This window comes from Aeromonas sp. FDAARGOS 1416, from assembly GCF_019048085.1.
Lineage (GTDB): Bacteria > Pseudomonadota > Gammaproteobacteria > Enterobacterales > Aeromonadaceae > Aeromonas > Aeromonas veronii.
This window is the reverse complement of record NZ_CP077301.1, coordinates 657055-673544: the sequence shown is the minus strand read 5'-3', so window position 1 is coordinate 673544 and position 16490 is coordinate 657055. Positions and strand designations below refer to the sequence as shown.

Sequence of the window (16490 nt, the reverse complement as noted above, 5' to 3'; positions counted from 1 at the left end):
GGAAAGGCGGTAAACGGCGGATAAAGATAGGGGCCGCGCTTTCGCGACGGCCCCCACCCCCCACTCGGTACTCTTTGTTACAAAGAGGGCTATCAGATCAGCTTGCGGGCAGCGCCCAGTACGATCTTGATGGCATCAGATTCGGTCTTCGCCATGGTTTCGGCGTTCGGGATCTCTTGCTGGGTACGGTTGACGATAACGCCAGCCACCATACCGGCACGCAGGCCCTGGCTGGAGCACATGGTCAGCAGGGTTGCAGATTCCATCTCATAGTTCAGCACGCCCATGGCTTGCCACTCTTTCATGGAACCCTGGAAACGGCTCACTACGCGGCCGGATACGGTGTCGTAACGCTCCTGACCCGGGTAGAAGGTGTCGGAGGAGGCAGTCACACCGATGTGCAGCTTGGAGCCCATCTCTTTGGCGGTGTTGACCAGCGCGGTGGTGCAGTCGAAGTCGGCAACAGCCGGGAACTCCATCGGTGCGAAGTGCAGGCTGGCACCGTCGAGGCGCACGGAGCCTGTGGTCACGATCACGTCACCCACGTTCAGGTGCGGCTGGATGGCGCCGGTGGTGCCGATGCGCAGGAAGGTGCGGATACCCAGCTGGGCCAGCTCTTCCACTGCGATGGAGGTGGACGGGCCACCGATACCGGTAGAGCAGATGATCACGGCCTTGCCGTCCATCTCGCCACGCCAGGTAGTGAATTCACGATGGCTGGCCAGGTGTACCGGGTTATCCAACAGCTCTGCGATACGCTTTACACGCTCGGGGTCACCGGGGACGATCGCCAGGGTGGCGCCTTGCAGATCCGCTTTCTTCAAACCCAAGTGAAATACATCAGACATATTGGACTCCTGGTTGCCCCCTGCCAGCATGGTCAGGACGCAAATTAAGATGATTCTTTATGATACTTTCAAGCCTTTACCCCCCTCTTCGGGGAGGCGCCAACTATGGTCGAAAGCGCTTTCCAATTCCTTGAAGCGCCTCACACTTCCACGCATTGACAACATCAAAGAGCAGGCAAAACGTTTTCTAACCTGATGAATTAATTGAAAAACGTTTTTCAGGGAATCGGGATGTAACAGGGAAAGTCAAGCCCGGTTCAACGCTTAATTAATGTCCCGTGATCGCCCCCGTAAAGTTGCAAAACAGATGCTTTTGCATCCCCCGCAAGATGGTAACGTGGCAGCCAATTACCACTTAATGGCTAACTATAGGGAGTCCATCATGGCTACATTCAAGTTCTATATTCCTGCAATCAACCTGATGGGTGCCGGCTGTCTGCAAGAGGCCGCCGCCGATATCAAGGGTTACGGCTATCGCAAGGCGCTGATCGTCACCGACAAAATCCTCAACCAGATCGGCGTGGTCGCCAAGCTCACCACCCTGCTGGCTGAACATGGCATTGAAAGCGTTGTTTTCGATGAGACCAAACCCAACCCCACTACCAGCAACGTCGAAGCGGGTCTGACCATGATCAAGACCAACGGCTGCGACTGCGTCATCTCGCTGGGTGGCGGCTCGCCTCACGACTGCGCCAAGGGCATTGCGCTGGTCGCCGCCAACGGTGGCAGCATCAAGGATTACGAAGGGGTGGATCGATCCGCCAAGCCGCAGTTGCCGCTTATCGCCATCAACACCACCGCCGGTACCGCCTCCGAGATGACCCGCTTCTGCATCATCACCGACGAAGCGCGCCATGTGAAAATGGCCATCATCGACAAGCATGTTACCCCGCTGATGTCGGTCAACGATCCCGAGCTGATGCTGGCCAAGCCGGCCGGCCTCACCGCTGCCACCGGTATGGATGCTCTGACCCACGCCATCGAAGCCTATGTCTCCACCATCGCCACCCCGGTGACCGATGCCAGCGCCGTGATGGCCATCGAGCTGATCGCCAAGCACCTGCGCACCGCCGTTCACCACGGCGATGATCTGCACGCCCGCGAGCAGATGGCCTATGCCCAGTTCCTGGCCGGCATGGCCTTCAACAACGCAAGCCTGGGCTATGTGCACGCCATGGCCCACCAGCTGGGCGGCTTCTATGACCTGCCCCACGGTGTCTGCAACGCCGTGCTGCTGCCCCACGTTCAGGCGTTCAACGCCCAGGTGAGCGCGGCTCGTCTGAAGGATGTCGCCCGCTACATGGGGGTGGATGTGAGCGCCATGAACGACGAGCAGGGCGCCGCCGCTGCCATTGCTGCCATCAAGCAGCTGGCGCTGGATGTGAAGATCCCGGTCGGTCTGGAGCAGCTCGGCGTCAAGGCCGATGACTTCGATACCCTGGCCAGCAACGCCCTGAAAGATGCCTGCGGCTTCACCAACCCGAAACAGGCGAGCCACGAAGAGATCGTCGCCATCTTCCGCGCGGCGATGTGACCCTGTTAACACCTTGAATAGCGAGGGGCCGATCAGGCCCCTCTTTGCATTATTTCGTCAACACGACATCGTTGATGGAGCTCGCCAACCGGGTCAGTACAGTACGAATATTGCTTTTGGTTGCTTTGAAGGCCAGGGAGCGATCACTGGCACACTGGGCCACGAAACGGGTATCCCCTTCGAACGCCACCGTGTAGATCTGGATCCCCTTGCGTTTCATCTCCCGGCATAACAGCAACTGCTTGCGATCCCGCAATGCCGCTTCGGTCATGTGTTCCCCATCGGAAAACAGCACCATGATCTTGCGGTTATCCTGTAACCCATATGGGCGCGGCAAAGCTGCCGCCCCCTGCCGCCAGCGCCCCTGCCACTCTGGTGAAAGCAGCCGCCAACCCCACATCACCCCCTCTGCCGTGTTGGTATTGAATGCGGCATAGAGGGTATCAAGCGCCTGACGATAGTCGGCACGGGTCGACAGGTGCGCCTGAATGGGGCTCACCCCGCAATCAGGATCATCGAAGATGCCGAGCTTGTCACGGCGGTTCTCCAGATAGCGATCCAGCGGATTTTCTTTTGGCGCAAAGGCCAGCAAGGGCGTCCCATCGCCATAACTGGCAATGGGGGGAGGCTTGGTGCTGTAAAAAAGATGGGGCCGCAGTTCATCCCGCGGGGCCTGCTCCAGTTTGCGGATCCAGCCGGGTGTGACTTCTGCCACCCGATCGATACCATCAACATGTTCCGGCAATCTGGCACAGAATGCCTTGCGTTGACGCCCTGGCACCTCTCGCGACAACAGATTGAGCCAACCACGCTCCTCTGCCAGCGTCCGCAACCCGAAGGGAATTTCGATGCTTTCGGGATGAAACAGCTCGGGATGATCGCCGATATTGACCAACCCGGTGGCGGGAATGATGCTGACCACCCGATCCTGATTGCGCCGCTCGCGACCAAACAGCACCTCGCCAAACTCGACAAGGCCCTGCTTGATCGCCTTCATGGGTGCACCTGACATGGAATCGGAAATATCCAGCACCAGCGCGACTTCGATCCGGCTTCGTGCACTGCTGGCACGCGCAGCCGCCGCAATCGGCATCCCCTCCTCCCCTTCATCTATCGCCGAGAGATCCATCAGAGCGGGCACTTTTCCCTGCAAGATCACTTGCGCCCCCTGCTCTCCCTGGTTCAGGCGGGGAGTAGCCACCTGCAGGTTACGCCCGCTCAGATTGGCCTGCATCAGCGCCTGGGCATCTTGCAAGGCTGTATCGCTATCTGCCGCAGAGTAGATGACTGCATCGGCAGCGGCGCTGAGCAGACTCTGGCCGTTGTAACCGCGCACCAGCTCGATGGCGACCCCGGTCAGCGCCAATACCCCGACCAGCATCAATGCGAATGCCGGAGATAAGCCGCCACGCTGTTCAGACAATAGTGGCATCAGTGGATCTCCTGAATAAAGTGGGTGGTCAACGCACGATCGCCCCACAGGCGGCGAAACATGCCCCCCCCTTCCAAATCCGGACGATAGCAAAGGGTCACCCGCATCAAGGTGCCAACCCGCAGCGGCGGCCAATTGCCCTGCCCGGCACAGCCACTTCCCTGCAACAGCGGCAACAGTTCACCACTGGCGCTGTTGTACTGCTCTATGGTCAACGCCGCTTGCCCACCATGCAGAGCCGCCAGTTGCTGCTGCACAAATCCTTGATAAAACGCCAGCTGGGAAACTGCCGCCGCATCCTGCGTGACCCCTTGCTGGGTCACGATCTGAGTCACGTTATAGGCCACATTGTGCAACCGCTGTTCAAGGCGCAGCAGTTGCAATGCCTCGTTGCCAAAACTGAGCAGGGCCAACAGCGCGGGGATAAACAGCATCGCCTCGATGCTGATGCTCCCTCTGTTTTGTGCGGGTCGAGAGATGGTTCTGCTCATCCAGCACCACCCGCCGGCAACCGGTCAGTCAGCAACAACAAGGTGCTCTGATAACCCAGCTGGCGATCGGCCACCAGCCAGCTCGGGGTCAGCAGCAAACGGGGGCGAAGTCTGGCAGTCACCTCCAGCACGGGATCGGCAGGCGCACGGGTGTCACTGCCCGGATCCTGCCCTCCCTCTTGTTGCCCCAACATGGCTGCAAGTGACACATGATGCCTGACAGTCACCTCCACCCCGGCCAATTCACCGTGCCCTTGCTTGAGTAACCGCTCCCGAATAGCGCCAGCCAAGGGGATACGCCCAGCGGCCGACTCGGCCTGCAGCTCCCGCAATGCAGCGCGCAGGCCATACTCCAGGGTGCTGTATTGCAGCTGTATCCGCAGCACATCCACCACCAGCAACAACAACGCCAGCAGCAGTGGCAAGATGATCACCAGTTCGATGCTGGCCACGCCACGCTGATGATTCACACAGACTGCCCTCTGAGTTGCGCCTTGAGCAGCCGGATATCGTGTTCCAGCTGGCTGGCACTGAGAAAGCGCGACAGGATGAGGCGAGCCTGAGGTTCATTGCCCTCGGCCAGCAGCAGCAGGGCGTAGTTCATCTCCACCTGGGGTGGCAGGCTCTGATAATGCAGCAGCGGCTCGAAGGCCTGACGAGCTGCGACCCGGTTACCCTCCATCAACCAGCCCAATGCCAGATTGCCGCGATAGTCAGGCTCATCCGGAGCAGCGGCGACCGCCGCCTCAAACAGCGCTCGCCCTTTGGCAAACGCCCCCTGCCGCAGACTGGCTACCCCCAGCCCGTTGCTGAGCCGGGCCCGTGCCAACGGTGTCAGCTCCGGCAAAGCGAGTCCTTGACGATAAGCGGTTGCGGCCTCCTCCGTGCGCCCATCATCGAGCAGGAACTTGCCCAGATAATTGGCCGCCTCCGGTGCCTGCTTGCCAGCGCGGTCGAGCAGCTGTTGCAGGCCATCGCGCGCGGCCTGCTTTTTATCTTGCTGATAACGGGTTCGCGCCAGCATCAGCTGCGCCTCTTCCAGCGAGGCATCACTGCTCAAGAGCGCCAGATAGAGGCGTTCAGCCTTCTCATACTGGGCAGAATCAAAAGCGGCCTTGGCCACCGCCATGCCATTGCTTTGACTCTGTGCCGATACATCACCATGGCTGCTGCATCCCGCCAGCAGAAGCAGCGAGATAAAAATGAGGTAATAGCTTGATTTCATATCCGATTCCATCACCTGCTCAACGCAGGCTGTTGATCAACAAATTGAGGGTGGGGGCAATGATCAGCACCAGCATGGGCAACATGATGAGCGCCATCTGGATGAGGGTGATCTTGCCCGGCAGGGAGCCTGCCTGCTCCTCCAGTGCCAGTCGTCGCATCTGGCGCGCCTCCTGACTGATGGTGCGCATGGTCTCGGCCAATGGCGACCCGTACTGCTGAGCCATCTGCAAGGTGTTGGCGAGACGATCCAGCTCGGGCAAACCGGTCCGCCAGGCAAGCCGTGCCAGACAGCTGGCCTGATCGCCGCGCATCTGGATCTCGGCATGGGTACGCAAGAATTGCCGGGCAAGCCCCGGCTCCAGCGCCTCCAGATAGTGACCTACTCGCAGCAACGCCCGATCCAGCGCAAGCCCCGCCTCGACACTGATCACCAGCAGGTCGATGGCATCAGGCACCACCTTCTGCTGAGCCGCCTTGACCTTGCGGGCCCGCCATTGCAGCCAGCGCTCCGGCAAACCGGCCCCTACTACATAGGCCATCAGTACCCACATCAGGGTGAATCCATCGGCCGGGGCAACCAGCAGGCGCCATGTCAGCACCATGATGGCCAACCCCAGCCCCCCCAGCAGCTTGGCACCCCGTAACCGGTCAAAACCCTGGCTGGCAAAGACCCCGGCTTGCGCCAGTAACTGCTGCAAACGTGCCTGCTCGCGGCCGCCCACCGGATAACCGCGGCCGCACCACGCCAGCCACTCACGCCCCGGCACCTTTGCCGCGGCAAGAGTGGCATAACGGCGACACTGTTGTTGCCACTGTTGTTGTTGCCGGTAACCGTACCAGCCCGTCACAGCGGCAAGCGCAAGCGACAGCAGTGCCAATCCGAATAGTTGGGTAACAGCCATGACCTACCCCTGCAGACGCGTGAGCCGGCGGATAAGCCAGAGCCCCACCGCCACGCTGATTGAGACATACCCCATCACCCACTGGCCGCTGGCCGTGGTCATCAGATAGGTAAAGTGCTCCCGCCCGGTACTGAACAGCACCAGCAGGATGATGACAGGCAGAGCGGCCAATACCTTGGCAGAGTTGCGACTCTCGGCGGTGATGGTCTGGATGCTGGCCGCCAGGGTCTGACGGGCACGCAGGGTTTCGACCAGTTGTGCCAGCACGTCGGAGAGGCGACCACCGGTCTCTTGCTGCAGGCTGAGCACTATGGTCAGAAACTGGAACTCGGCCACCGTGACCCTGCTTGCCGCCTGTCGCATCACCTGCGCTACCGGTTGCCCCACCTGCAACTCGTCGTGCATCTGGGCAAACAGCCGTGACATCAAGCCGCGCTGCTGCCGTGCCACTTGCTGGAAAATATCGGCCAGCGGCGCCCCCACCCGCAGCGCCCGGATCATCCCGTCTATCACCTCGGGCAAGCCAGTGCGAAACTGCTCCAGCGCCCGCTGTTGCAGCTGTTGATAGAGCAGCAGACCAAACAGCAGCGCTCCACCAACCGCCAGCAACAACGCCAGCCAAAGCGGCATGCCATTGGCGACCAGCAAGATGCAGGCAAGTGCAGCGCCTGCCGGCCCCTGCCAGCACCAGCGTGTCAGTTGTTCCTGCCCCACCATGGTCACCATCTGCTGATACCACTGGGGCAAGGGACGCGCCGCCTCCCGGGATTCCGGTTGCCCGCCATAACGCTGGCTCTGTTGCAGCCAGGCTTCACGCCGACTCTGCCACTGCCAGAGCAGCAGACAAGCCGCCCCCCAGCCAAGGCAGACGGATAACAGCATACTCATGCGCCCTCCTCCCCATCTTCATCCATGCACGCCTGCAACTCGGCTAGCAGGCCCGCCTGACGAGCCTTTTCTTGTACCCCGGCCGAGAGCGGATGGGCCATGAAGCGCCCCTGCAACTTGCCATGCAGCTCGGACTCCAGCACGAAACGAAACAACGGTTGCATCCTGATCTGGCCTCCCTCCAGCGCCGTGATTTCACTGATGGCAGTGATGCGGCGCTGACCATCGCGCATTCGCTCCAGTTGCACCACCAGATCCACCGCGCTGGCGATCTGGGCCTGAATGATCTGCTCGGAGAGGCGCTCCGCCCCCATCTGCAACATGTTGGTCAGGCGCAGCAGCGCATCTTCCGGGGTGTTGGCGTGCAGGGTGCAGAGTGAACCGTCATGGCCGGTATTCATCGCCTGCAGCATGTCGAACGCCTCGGCGCCGCGCACTTCCCCCAAGATGATCCGGTCCGGCCGCATCCGCAGCGCATTGCGCACCAGCGCCCGCACGCTCACCTCCCCCTTGCCTTCGGCACTCTCGTTGCGCGTCTCCAGCGGTACCCAGTGCGGCTGTTCAAGAGAGAGCTCGGCAGCATCTTCAATGGTGATGATCCGCTCGTCGTCGTTGATGTGCTTGCTCAGGGCGTTGAGCAGGGTGGTCTTGCCCGACCCCGTCCCCCCCGAGATCAACACGTTGAAACGACTGCGAGCAGCCAGACCGAGAAAGCGGGCCATGGCATCCGACAAGGCACCTTTATCCACCAGATGAGCCAACGTCAGGCGGCTACTCGGGAATTTGCGAATAGAGATGGAGGTGCCGCACAGGGCGATCGGCGGTGCAATGACGTTGACCCGGCTGCCATCGGCCAGACGGGCATCCACCATGGGGGTGGACTCATCCACCCGCCGTCCCACCGCGTTGACGATCCGCTGCGCCACATTGAACACATGCTGACGGTCGCGAAAGCGCACCCCTGATAACACCAGCTTGCCGTGCCGCTCCACATAGACCTTGTCCGGACCATTGACCAGAATGTCCGACACCTCGGGATCATCGAGCAGGGGTTGCAGCGGCCCGACCCCCACCATCTCGTCCACCAGTTGCTGCCCCAGCAGGAGCAACTCCTGACGGTTGTAAGGGAGCATGCGGCGGCTCGAGAGCTGATCGAGAGCATTGGCGACCCGCTCCAGCAATGCATCACGGGGCAAGGTGGCGGCCACCGAGGGCTCCACCAGCTCGTAAAACGCCTCGCGCGCGGCCTCAGACATGGTCAGCAGCGCCCCTTGTACCGACGGCTGCCGATTGCTGGCTTGTCCGAACATCAGCGCAATCCTCCCCGGCGGCGTCCCGCAGGTTGAGTGCCAACCAGCTCGGCTGCCAGCCACTTGATTGCTCGGGCCAGTTTGCTTTTTTGCTTGATAAGCGCCATACCGGCCCGCTCGGCTCGCACAAAGGCGCCGTGGTCATAAGGCAATACGGCTGCATGAGGTTGACCACAGACCCGCTCCAGCTCTGCGGCGGGCACTCGCCCCTCCTTGCCGCGGCAATGGTTGCCTACCAGCAGGTGACGTTGAGCCTGCCCCCCTTTGGGCAAGTTTCCCAGCAGTCGCAATGCCCCCAGACTGAAATCGTGCAACCAGATCACCACATCTGCCTCTTGCAGCAAGGCGCGTAACCCATGGCTGCGCAGGTCCGGCACATCGATAATGAGGGTGCTGTAGTGCTCCGCCATCACATTGACCCCGGCCACCAACTGCTCGGCGCCGAGCACCAGCTCAGCGCCCTGGTCATAGAAAAGGAACAACCGTGACCCGAGTTGATGAGCGGTGTGGGCCAGCAGGGTGCCATCTAACCGATCGGTCGCCTGCCACCACTGCTCGCCGGGCGGGGCATAGTCGCTGCCCAGCAAAATAGGGTGACGGCTGTGATAAAGATTGAGATCCAGCAGGGCCACCTGACGGTGATGCTGCTCTGCCAGCTCCAGTGCCAGATTGGCGCAGACTGTACTGGTGCCCACGCCACCCGCGGCCCCCACGACACAGATCACTCTCCCTTTACGCAAGGAGGTCACCAGCGGCACCCCCAGCAGCCGCAACAGACCTGCACGAAGCGCATCAGGATCCAGCGGCGCCGGGTAGTAATCATCCACCCCCACCGAGATCAACCAGCGAAACAGAGCAACATCTCCCCGCTCCCCCAGCAGCACCAGCCGCATCTGGGGTGGACAACATTCGGCAAGCGCCGCCAGATCGGCCGCCAGCGTCTGCTGATTTTCCACTTCCACCAGCAGGATATCGGGCGCCCCGTGAGCCAGACAGTGCGCTCTGGCCTCCGCCAGAGAGCCCGTCAGTTGCAGGTGCTCCACATCGCTCAATCCGGCCATCACCCGCTCTACCCCGGCACTCAAGGCAGGCTGGCGCGTCACGGCCACCAGCCGTTTGGCTTGTTCACTCATGACTTACTCCCCGGTCGTCTGCTGTTTCTTGGCCGACTTGGCCTTGCCCTGATAGAGGCGCTGTACCGCGCCGGCATCGAGGGCGCTACCACTGCCGTCATAACGGGCACCACGAGCCCAGTGCTCGCCATGGCTTTGGGTACGATATTGATTGCGCAGCACCAGACAGGCGCTGGCAGGGGCTGACACCCCGCCTCTGGCATAACGGCAGCTATCCGGCTGCAAGGTGGCATCGAGTTGCACCTGATAGTCACCTTGCCCGGTCGGGGTGAAGATGAGCCGGGTATCGAGCGCCAGCCACTGAGCCAGCTGCTGGCGCAGCGCCTCCGGCGTTGGCGCATTGCTTGCTGGCTGCGGCCCGCTGATCTGCAGCGTGACGGTGCCTGCCTCCAGCCGATTGGCGATAGGGGCAAGTTGCCATTGCAGTTGCTGCTGCAATTGCGACGGGGCAACCCGGAATTGCAACTGATCCTTGAGAGGGGCAACCGGAGGTGGGGTGGTACAAGCCAGTAACGGCAACGTCATGGCCAGCAACAGTGTCTGTTTCAACATGGTCATCCTCCTCAGTAGCTGTAGCCATAGTTGCCGAACAGGCGGGTCGTCTGCGACGCTGGCAATTGGGTTGACCCCATGTCGGTGAAGAACAGCCGTTCGAAACGGCTCGGTGCCCGATAGTGATCCAGCGGCGTCGACAGAGAGAGGGGATCGCTGGTGGGCTGCACCAGACGGGCGGTGGCGATGATCACCAGCTCGCTCTCCTGATTTTTGAAGCTGTTGCTGCCAAAAAAGGGGGCCAGCCCGGGGATCTCTCCCAGGAAGGGAAGCGCTTCGTTATTCTGGTTGCGATGGCTGCGCACCAGACCTGCCAGCGCAAAGCTCTGGCCGTCAGCCAGCTCGATGGTGGTGGTGGTACGACGCGTCTCGATGCCCGGTACCACGACCCCGGCAATGGTGACGCTGTTCTCCCGGCTCAGGGTCGATACTTCCGGGGAGACCGTCAGGCTGATGCGATTGTTGTCCAGCAGGGTCGGCGTCAGCTCCAGCGAGATACCGAACTTCTTGAACTCAATCTCGGGCCCGTTATCCCCGTTGCCAACCGGAAAGGGGAACTCACCGCCGGACATAAAGGTCGCAGCCTCTCCCGATTTGGCCGTCAGGTTGGGCTCGGCCAGTACATTGACCAGGCTGTTTTCCACCAGCGCATCGATGATGGCGTTGATGTAGACCACATCTTTCTTGCCGGTCCAGCTGCCTCGCTCCAGCGGCTTCGGGAAACGGTTACCCGGCGAGACACCCAACTGCAGATACTCACCCATCGCACTCCAGCGCAGCCCCAGCTGTTCACTGGTAGTACGCTGCATCTCGACGATGCGCACCGATATATTGATTTGATCCGATCCGGCCAGTCGCAGCTGGTTGATGACATTGGCGTACTGACCGCTGCCCCCACCGACAACAGCTGCACCTTCATCCTGGTTACCCGCCGGAGGCGAAGGGGCCATCACTGTACTCTGGGCGACGGATTGCGGTTGCAGTCCCTTGGCAAAGCCTTCCACCATGCTGAGGATTTCGTGCGCCTGCAGCGGGCTGGTCACCTCTCCTGCCACTACGATGGCACCGCCCGACTCGCTAAAGGTGAGTCGACTCTGGGGGAAATGCTGACGGGCCAGCTGTTCAAGCGGTGCGAGATCAGCGACGACAGTTACCCGATAGTGGCCCAGGGTTCGACCATCGAGGGCGGTCACCACCAGATCGGTGTTGCCCACCTTGCGGCCATAGATCAGCAATTGCTGATCAGAGGGGCTGTGTACTCTGACCAACTCCGAATTGGCCACAAAGGCATCCAGCACAGGTTCATCAAAATTGAGCAGAGTGGATTGCTCGGGAGTGAGCGTCAGGCTCTCGGCGGCTGCGGCCCAGAGCGGCAGCATGGCGAGCAATATGGCAAATGTTCGCAACATCATTTCCTTTCTGTGTTGATTAGGGTTGACGGGTTCGGTCGTTACCGTCGCCATAACTGATCTTGACCCCATGACCTGGAATGGCTCTCGGGTTCTGGCCGCGAGCGACCTGTTCAGCCCATATCAGACTCCCCTCCGGCAGCGCCATCGCAGGGTTGCCCGCCGGTGCGCTTTGTGCCGAACGCAGTACCAGAGCCAGCTCTCCCAAGCGATGTGCCAGCAACAAGCGTGCTGCCGCCCGAGGGGGTAACTCGAAGGTCACGGCGACCTGGTCGAAGTTATCCTGTGCCGCAGGATTGCCGTTGAGCGCGGCGATATCGGTCACCTGGGCGTCGATGGCCAGCAGTTTGATATCGGTCAGAATGATCTCGGCCGACTGATTGCTGGTTACCTCTGCCCCTTGGGCATTGTGCTGACGCGCATGCTTGCTGGTGAGGATCACATCCACCCGGTTACCGGGCCGGATCAGGCCGTGGCTGGCCGCCTCCCTCCCCAACGCCAGCGTCACCGCTCGCATGCCCGGCGCCATCATGGCGGAGAGATAGTGACTCTGCTCGGGACGAACCAGATCATCGGCAGAGACTATCTGGCCCGCCTCCAGCGTGCGGGTCACCAGACTCCCCTTGAGGACCTTGGTATCGGTAAAACCAAACAGAAAGAGACCCGGCAGGTTCCTCTCTTCGGCTTCGGGAAGGGCTTGCCAGTGCAGATCTTCGGGATGGATGAAAGAACCGGCCTGCACCCGATGGGCGGCAACCAGTACTTGGGCCACCCGATCCGGCGCTAACGATTCTGCGGGCTGATCCCGTGGGGATGCACCGCTCTGCGGCGCAGGTTCAGCTGGCCACAAGGTAGCCAGCATCGCCGCCAGCACCAGCAGTGCAGCGATAAGCAAAAAGAGTTTCTTCATAAGGTGTGACTACATAAATAGAGGTGTGGTCAGAGCTGCCGCCCAGAGGATGGCAACCCCATAAGGCACAGTAGTTGGATTGGGTGAAGGGCGCAGGCGGCTATGGATCAAACACACCAGGCTGAGCAGGCCACCGGAGAACGCCATCAACAGCAATAATTCGGGCCATTGCTCGCCTGCCCCATAGAGGCAGACCGCCAGCAATTTGCTGTCCCCGGCGCCACACCAGCCTCGGTGATAGGCAACCAGCCCCAACAGCAAGGTCAGTATGGCCAACACCAGTGACAGCGGATTGAACGGCAACAACCAGCCAACCCAGAGGGCCAGTACCAGCACCGCAAGATTGGGGATTCGCCGTTCGAACAAATCACTGACCAGACACCAGCAGGCCATCAATGTGGCGAGCCATTGCCCCCACGCCATCACTTACCAGCCGCGTCCATATTCAACCCGGCAACAATGGCGGTGAACTTCTCTTTCAACGCCGTGATGAAGATCCCGTCCGAGCCAAATATGGCCAGGATCCCGGCCGCCAATCCTGCAGCCAGGATGCCGTACTCAATGGCTGTGGCACCGCTTTCATCCTTCATGTAGTCACGAAGGTAATCCCAAACTCGCATCGTCATTTTTTGTCCCTGTTTTTTTATGCCTGAAATTAAACAACGACAAGATGATATTGAGATCACAAACAAGAATCAATATCATTATCACCAAATGAAATAATTCGCAGAGTGAATTTGACAATTTAACGAATTTAACAGCAAAAGCATCTGCAATGGATTTCATTTACGCGCTAAAAACCGGACTTGGCAGATTAATAATCTAAACAACAATAACGGAGTCGAACGTGTTCAGGACAACGAAACCACTGCTGTTGCTCCTTTGCTGTGCCACATTGCTGGCATGCAAGGCAGAGCTGGGCAGCCCCGATCAGGCGGGAAATAACGCAAGCAACAGCGGAGGAAGCGGTAGCAACCAGCAACCCACCACACCGGATAGCGGAAGTGGCAACAACCCGGGCACAGCTGGAGGTACTGCCAGCGGAGGAAGCACCAGCAGTAGCAGCGGAGGGAGCTCAGGTAGCGGCTCGGGAACAACGTCACCAGACCAATCTGGCCAACCAACAACGGGGACAACACAGCCCGCCCCACCCACCTCGCTGGATCTGGCCGGCGCACTGCCGCTGACTCACGAACAGGGTGGGCAATTTGATATTCAGCTCTGTGCCGACAAGGTCTGCGTCACCCAGAGCGCTCAGGCTGATGGCAGTTTCGGCTTCAAACTGAAATTGAGCCAATGGCCACAAGACAAGGCGCTGCACCTTGTCGCCAGCCACCGTCAGAACAGCGCGCTATCCCTCAGCAGTGAATTGCCTACGCTGACACAACTGCTCAAACAGGATCAAAACGGGGATGGCATCATCACCGAGCAAGAGAGTCCTCGTCTGCACCTTTCCCCCATGCCGCTGGCATATCAGAGCATCATGGCGGCGCTGCAAAAGCAGGAGGGAAAACAGGATGTCTCTGGCCAGCTCTTCAGTGACCCTCATCTCAATCACCGTTTTGCCCGAGATCTCACCGCCTTGCTGCAGTTGACCCTGAACGGCGATATGCCGAACCCGGCCCGGCAGCTCGGTGAGTTGGCAACTGCACTGGTCAACCAGCAACAGTCCAACCCGACATCCACCCTGTTTGAACACCTGACGACACTTGCCACCAGCCAAGGCACAACATTACCTGACGACGCCGAAACCCGGCTTAACGATGCCCTCGCTGCCATGGAGAAACTGGATACCCGCACAGCGACCTACCAGCTGCTCACCACCTTCTATCCACAGCGCAAACTGACCTTGCTGGGACAATTCCCCTCTCGTCTGAGCGAAGCATCGGTATCGGTAGAGATCGGTGCCAAACCCAACCACGATGGGCTCAATGCCCACTATTTCAAACCCGAACGCCCCATTCGGCCACAACGGCTTGCGGTAATGGCCCAGAGTGGTCAGATGCAAGAGTCTCTTCCCATCAAGCAGGGCAACCAGTACAGCATCACTCTCACGCTCGCTGACCTCAACAACAGCTTCGCCAGTTGCAAACCGGGCAGCAGCGAGACCAGTGATGATCTGATGGAAGACACCCTGACCCTGGTGGTACAGGATGCCAAGAGTGAGGTGGAACTGCGCTCGGTGCTCGGCTCTTTCTGCGAGCTGGTCAAGCGCGATGAAAATCGCGATGGCATGCTCGGCGCCAACGAATACCCGCGCCTCAATGTGGGCTATACCACCACGGCGCAGTGGGCTCTGCTGCTCAAAACCACCCTCAGTGCCGGCATGGGCTCTTTCCTGGACTGGCAAGCCTGGACCCTGGCGGAGCTGGATCAAAAACTCAAGGCACTACCGAGGCATCAGGTTGAGCTACTGGCAGCCATGGTTGCCCTGCAGACCGAGGGGGAGCTCTGGCAGCAACCTGTCAACCTGATCGAGGGCACTGATTTTCGCCAGCAACTGCTGAGCTGGCTGGAGATCAACATGGCCAATGAATATTCAACCGTGTCCCGCAACAATCAGATACCGGACCTGTTCAAACTGGAAACCACCATCGCCGACAATAGCGGGCTGGGCCCCCTGTTGAATGCCAATCCAGACAAGAACATCTCCCACATCATCAAGGCGGCGACCGGTCTGATCCGCAACTCGGAAAGCGATGCTCTTCTCTATCCCGGAACCAGCACAGCGGGTAGCTGGCTCACCCCCTACCCCAACAGCCCCATATCCCCTGTCTGTCAGCGTGAGGTGTTGTCAGATCAAGTGATCGGCCTGGCTATTCTGGGTCAGGGCCGTGATCAGGATGGCAGCCACTGGGTCACCCTCGGCTGGCAACCCCAGGAGGGGGTGAGTCAGTATCGAATTGGCTGGGGGAAAACCCCGTTTGAACATATTGAAAACGCCGAACAGCAAAACATCAGCCAGCAGACTCGCATCACCCTCAAGGGTCTCCCTCACTATCAGGACTACCAGATAAGAGTGATGAGCGAGGGTGGCACCATCAGTGCCCCACTGACCTATCGAGCCGGGCAGTTGCATGTGGCCGATACCCGCATCACCCACAGCATGGGGCTGGATGATGGCAAGCGTGGCCGGGACCTGGATAGCCGCTGCGATCCCTTGAGTGGACAAGCGGTCAACAGCAATCTGGATGGAGTGCTCGGCGCTCGCTACATCAAGCTGGACAACCGGGGAGAGCCGCTACCACGCCAGGATCTCTCCTACAAACAGATGCCGTTTGCCTGCGTGGTCGATGCCCTGAGCGGGCTGGTGTGGGAGACCAAGGTACAACACAAAGATGGCGAATCTTCCCTGCACGATGACAAAAGCCTGTTTGCCTATGACGATATCCAGAGCAACAACGCCTTCAACGGCAGCTGCTATGACCCGCAAAGTGGTGCTCTGGCCAGTGACCGCAGCCGCTGCAACCTGAAACGCCAGATAAGCCAGGTCAACCAGAGCAAGCTATGCGGCCTCTCCAACTGGCGCGCCCCCAGCCAGCAGGAGTTCTACGGCCTCATGACCCTGACCCGGGATAACTCCATTGCCCTCGATACCCGCTACTTCCCGCTCAATTCGGGTCTGCAATTCACCCATGGAAAATCGCAGGAGCTGGAGGGGATTTTCCACGGCTTCTGGACCTCGGATGTGATGCCGGTCAGTCGCCCCATCGGCACCTGGAAGAAAGATGACGGCGGACCAGATGCTTACCAGGTTCGCCCAAATACCCAGCTACGTGGCAACATTGCACGCCAGTATCAACCTCACTACGTCATGCTGGTGAGCGATGGCTTCAAGGTCACAGGAGAATAAA

The 16490-nt window shown here is 60.0% G+C and carries 16 protein-coding genes; 2 read left to right on the top strand and 14 right to left on the bottom strand.

Annotated elements, in window-relative coordinates; all coding sequences use genetic code 11:
• Positions 1-92: 92 nt before the first annotated feature.
• Positions 93-848, bottom strand: coding sequence for a uridine phosphorylase (gene udp, locus I6L46_RS03070; protein WP_005337975.1), 756 nt, complete (start codon positions 846-848; stop codon positions 93-95).
• 382 nt (positions 849-1230) lie between these two features.
• Between udp and yiaY the strand changes: the two genes are divergently transcribed.
• Positions 1231-2382 (top strand): L-threonine dehydrogenase, encoded by a 1152-nt coding sequence (yiaY, locus tag I6L46_RS03065; RefSeq protein WP_216977371.1) that lies wholly within the window; start codon positions 1231-1233, stop codon positions 2380-2382.
• Between the two features lie 49 nt (positions 2383-2431).
• Here yiaY and I6L46_RS03060 read toward each other — a convergent pair whose 3' ends face one another.
• Genes I6L46_RS03060 through I6L46_RS03000 form a run of 13 tightly spaced genes read right to left on the bottom strand, consistent with a single transcriptional unit; the run spans position 2432 to position 13262 of the window.
• Positions 2432-3814: a vWA domain-containing protein gene (locus I6L46_RS03060; RefSeq protein ID WP_216977370.1), complete on the bottom strand. Its 1383-nt coding sequence runs from the start codon at positions 3812-3814 to the stop codon at positions 2432-2434.
• Positions 3814-4305 (bottom strand): hypothetical protein, encoded by a 492-nt coding sequence (locus I6L46_RS03055; RefSeq protein WP_042053982.1) that lies wholly within the window; start codon positions 4303-4305, stop codon positions 3814-3816. The genes I6L46_RS03060 and I6L46_RS03055 overlap by 1 nt, the downstream gene beginning before the upstream one ends.
• Positions 4302-4775 (bottom strand): TadE/TadG family type IV pilus assembly protein, encoded by a 474-nt coding sequence (locus I6L46_RS03050; RefSeq protein ID WP_124929812.1) that lies wholly within the window; start codon positions 4773-4775, stop codon positions 4302-4304. The genes I6L46_RS03055 and I6L46_RS03050 overlap by 4 nt, the downstream gene beginning before the upstream one ends.
• Complete coding sequence (locus tag I6L46_RS03045) at positions 4772-5530, bottom strand: lipopolysaccharide assembly protein LapB (RefSeq protein ID WP_216977369.1); 759 nt, start codon at positions 5528-5530, stop codon at positions 4772-4774. Before I6L46_RS03045 ends, I6L46_RS03050 begins: the two co-directional genes overlap by 4 nt.
• A 19-nt stretch (positions 5531-5549) precedes the next feature.
• Positions 5550-6434, bottom strand: a complete 885-nt coding sequence (locus tag I6L46_RS03040; protein ID WP_216963705.1) for a type II secretion system F family protein — start codon at positions 6432-6434, stop codon at positions 5550-5552.
• 3 nt (positions 6435-6437) lie between these two features.
• Positions 6438-7322, bottom strand: a complete 885-nt coding sequence (locus tag I6L46_RS03035; protein WP_216963708.1) for a type II secretion system F family protein — start codon at positions 7320-7322, stop codon at positions 6438-6440.
• Positions 7319-8632 (bottom strand): CpaF family protein, encoded by a 1314-nt coding sequence (locus tag I6L46_RS03030; RefSeq protein WP_216977368.1) that lies wholly within the window; start codon positions 8630-8632, stop codon positions 7319-7321. Before I6L46_RS03030 ends, I6L46_RS03035 begins: the two co-directional genes overlap by 4 nt.
• Positions 8632-9765, bottom strand: a complete 1134-nt coding sequence (locus I6L46_RS03025; protein ID WP_216977367.1) for a P-loop NTPase — start codon at positions 9763-9765, stop codon at positions 8632-8634. Before I6L46_RS03025 ends, I6L46_RS03030 begins: the two co-directional genes overlap by 1 nt.
• Positions 9766-9768: 3 nt before the next feature.
• A complete protein-coding gene (locus I6L46_RS03020) occupies positions 9769-10317 on the bottom strand; it encodes a pilus assembly protein FlpD (protein ID WP_216977366.1) in 549 nt (182 codons plus the stop codon).
• 11 nt (positions 10318-10328) lie between these two features.
• The gene (locus tag I6L46_RS03015) at positions 10329-11726 is read right to left on the bottom strand and encodes a type II and III secretion system protein family protein (RefSeq protein ID WP_216977365.1); all 1398 of its coding nucleotides are present in this window, start codon (positions 11724-11726) and stop codon (positions 10329-10331) included.
• Between the two features lie 19 nt (positions 11727-11745).
• Positions 11746-12636 carry a Flp pilus assembly protein CpaB gene (gene cpaB / locus I6L46_RS03010; protein ID WP_216977364.1) on the bottom strand — a complete coding sequence of 297 codons (891 nt, stop codon included), beginning with the start codon at positions 12634-12636 and terminating at the stop codon, positions 11746-11748.
• A 9-nt stretch (positions 12637-12645) separates the two neighbouring features.
• Positions 12646-13059 carry a prepilin peptidase gene (locus tag I6L46_RS03005; RefSeq protein ID WP_216977363.1) on the bottom strand — a complete coding sequence of 138 codons (414 nt, stop codon included), beginning with the start codon at positions 13057-13059 and terminating at the stop codon, positions 12646-12648.
• Positions 13059-13262, bottom strand: a complete 204-nt coding sequence (locus I6L46_RS03000) for a Flp family type IVb pilin (protein ID WP_139472945.1) — start codon at positions 13260-13262, stop codon at positions 13059-13061. Before I6L46_RS03000 ends, I6L46_RS03005 begins: the two co-directional genes overlap by 1 nt.
• A 221-nt stretch (positions 13263-13483) precedes the next feature.
• Between I6L46_RS03000 and I6L46_RS02995 the strand changes: the two genes are divergently transcribed.
• Complete coding sequence (locus I6L46_RS02995) at positions 13484-16489, top strand: DUF1566 domain-containing protein (protein WP_216977362.1); 3006 nt, start codon at positions 13484-13486, stop codon at positions 16487-16489.
• Position 16490 lies beyond the last annotated feature (1 nt).

What these genes read in the sequence shown, in the direction of transcription:
- udp (WP_005337975.1), bottom strand. Translation starts at nt 848, where the DNA reads ATGTCTGATGTATTTCACTTGGGTTTGAAGAAAGCGGATCTGCAAGGC.
- yiaY (WP_216977371.1), top strand. Translation starts at nt 1,231, where the DNA reads ATGGCTACATTCAAGTTCTATATTCCTGCAATCAACCTGATGGGTGCC.
- I6L46_RS03060 (WP_216977370.1), bottom strand. Translation starts at nt 3,814, where the DNA reads ATGCCACTATTGTCTGAACAGCGTGGCGGCTTATCTCCGGCATTCGCA.
- I6L46_RS03055 (WP_042053982.1), bottom strand. Translation starts at nt 4,305, where the DNA reads ATGAGCAGAACCATCTCTCGACCCGCACAAAACAGAGGGAGCATCAGC.
- I6L46_RS03045 (WP_216977369.1), bottom strand. Translation starts at nt 5,530, where the DNA reads ATGAAATCAAGCTATTACCTCATTTTTATCTCGCTGCTTCTGCTGGCG.
- I6L46_RS03040 (WP_216963705.1), bottom strand. Translation starts at nt 6,434, where the DNA reads ATGGCTGTTACCCAACTATTCGGATTGGCACTGCTGTCGCTTGCGCTT.
- I6L46_RS03035 (WP_216963708.1), bottom strand. Translation starts at nt 7,322, where the DNA reads ATGAGTATGCTGTTATCCGTCTGCCTTGGCTGGGGGGCGGCTTGTCTG.
- I6L46_RS03030 (WP_216977368.1), bottom strand. Translation starts at nt 8,632, where the DNA reads ATGTTCGGACAAGCCAGCAATCGGCAGCCGTCGGTACAAGGGGCGCTG.
- I6L46_RS03025 (WP_216977367.1), bottom strand. Translation starts at nt 9,765, where the DNA reads ATGAGTGAACAAGCCAAACGGCTGGTGGCCGTGACGCGCCAGCCTGCC.
- I6L46_RS03020 (WP_216977366.1), bottom strand. Translation starts at nt 10,317, where the DNA reads ATGTTGAAACAGACACTGTTGCTGGCCATGACGTTGCCGTTACTGGCT.
- I6L46_RS03015 (WP_216977365.1), bottom strand. Translation starts at nt 11,726, where the DNA reads ATGTTGCGAACATTTGCCATATTGCTCGCCATGCTGCCGCTCTGGGCC.
- cpaB (WP_216977364.1), bottom strand. Translation starts at nt 12,636, where the DNA reads ATGAAGAAACTCTTTTTGCTTATCGCTGCACTGCTGGTGCTGGCGGCG.
- I6L46_RS03005 (WP_216977363.1), bottom strand. Translation starts at nt 13,059, where the DNA reads ATGGCGTGGGGGCAATGGCTCGCCACATTGATGGCCTGCTGGTGTCTG.
- I6L46_RS03000 (WP_139472945.1), bottom strand. Translation starts at nt 13,262, where the DNA reads ATGACGATGCGAGTTTGGGATTACCTTCGTGACTACATGAAGGATGAA.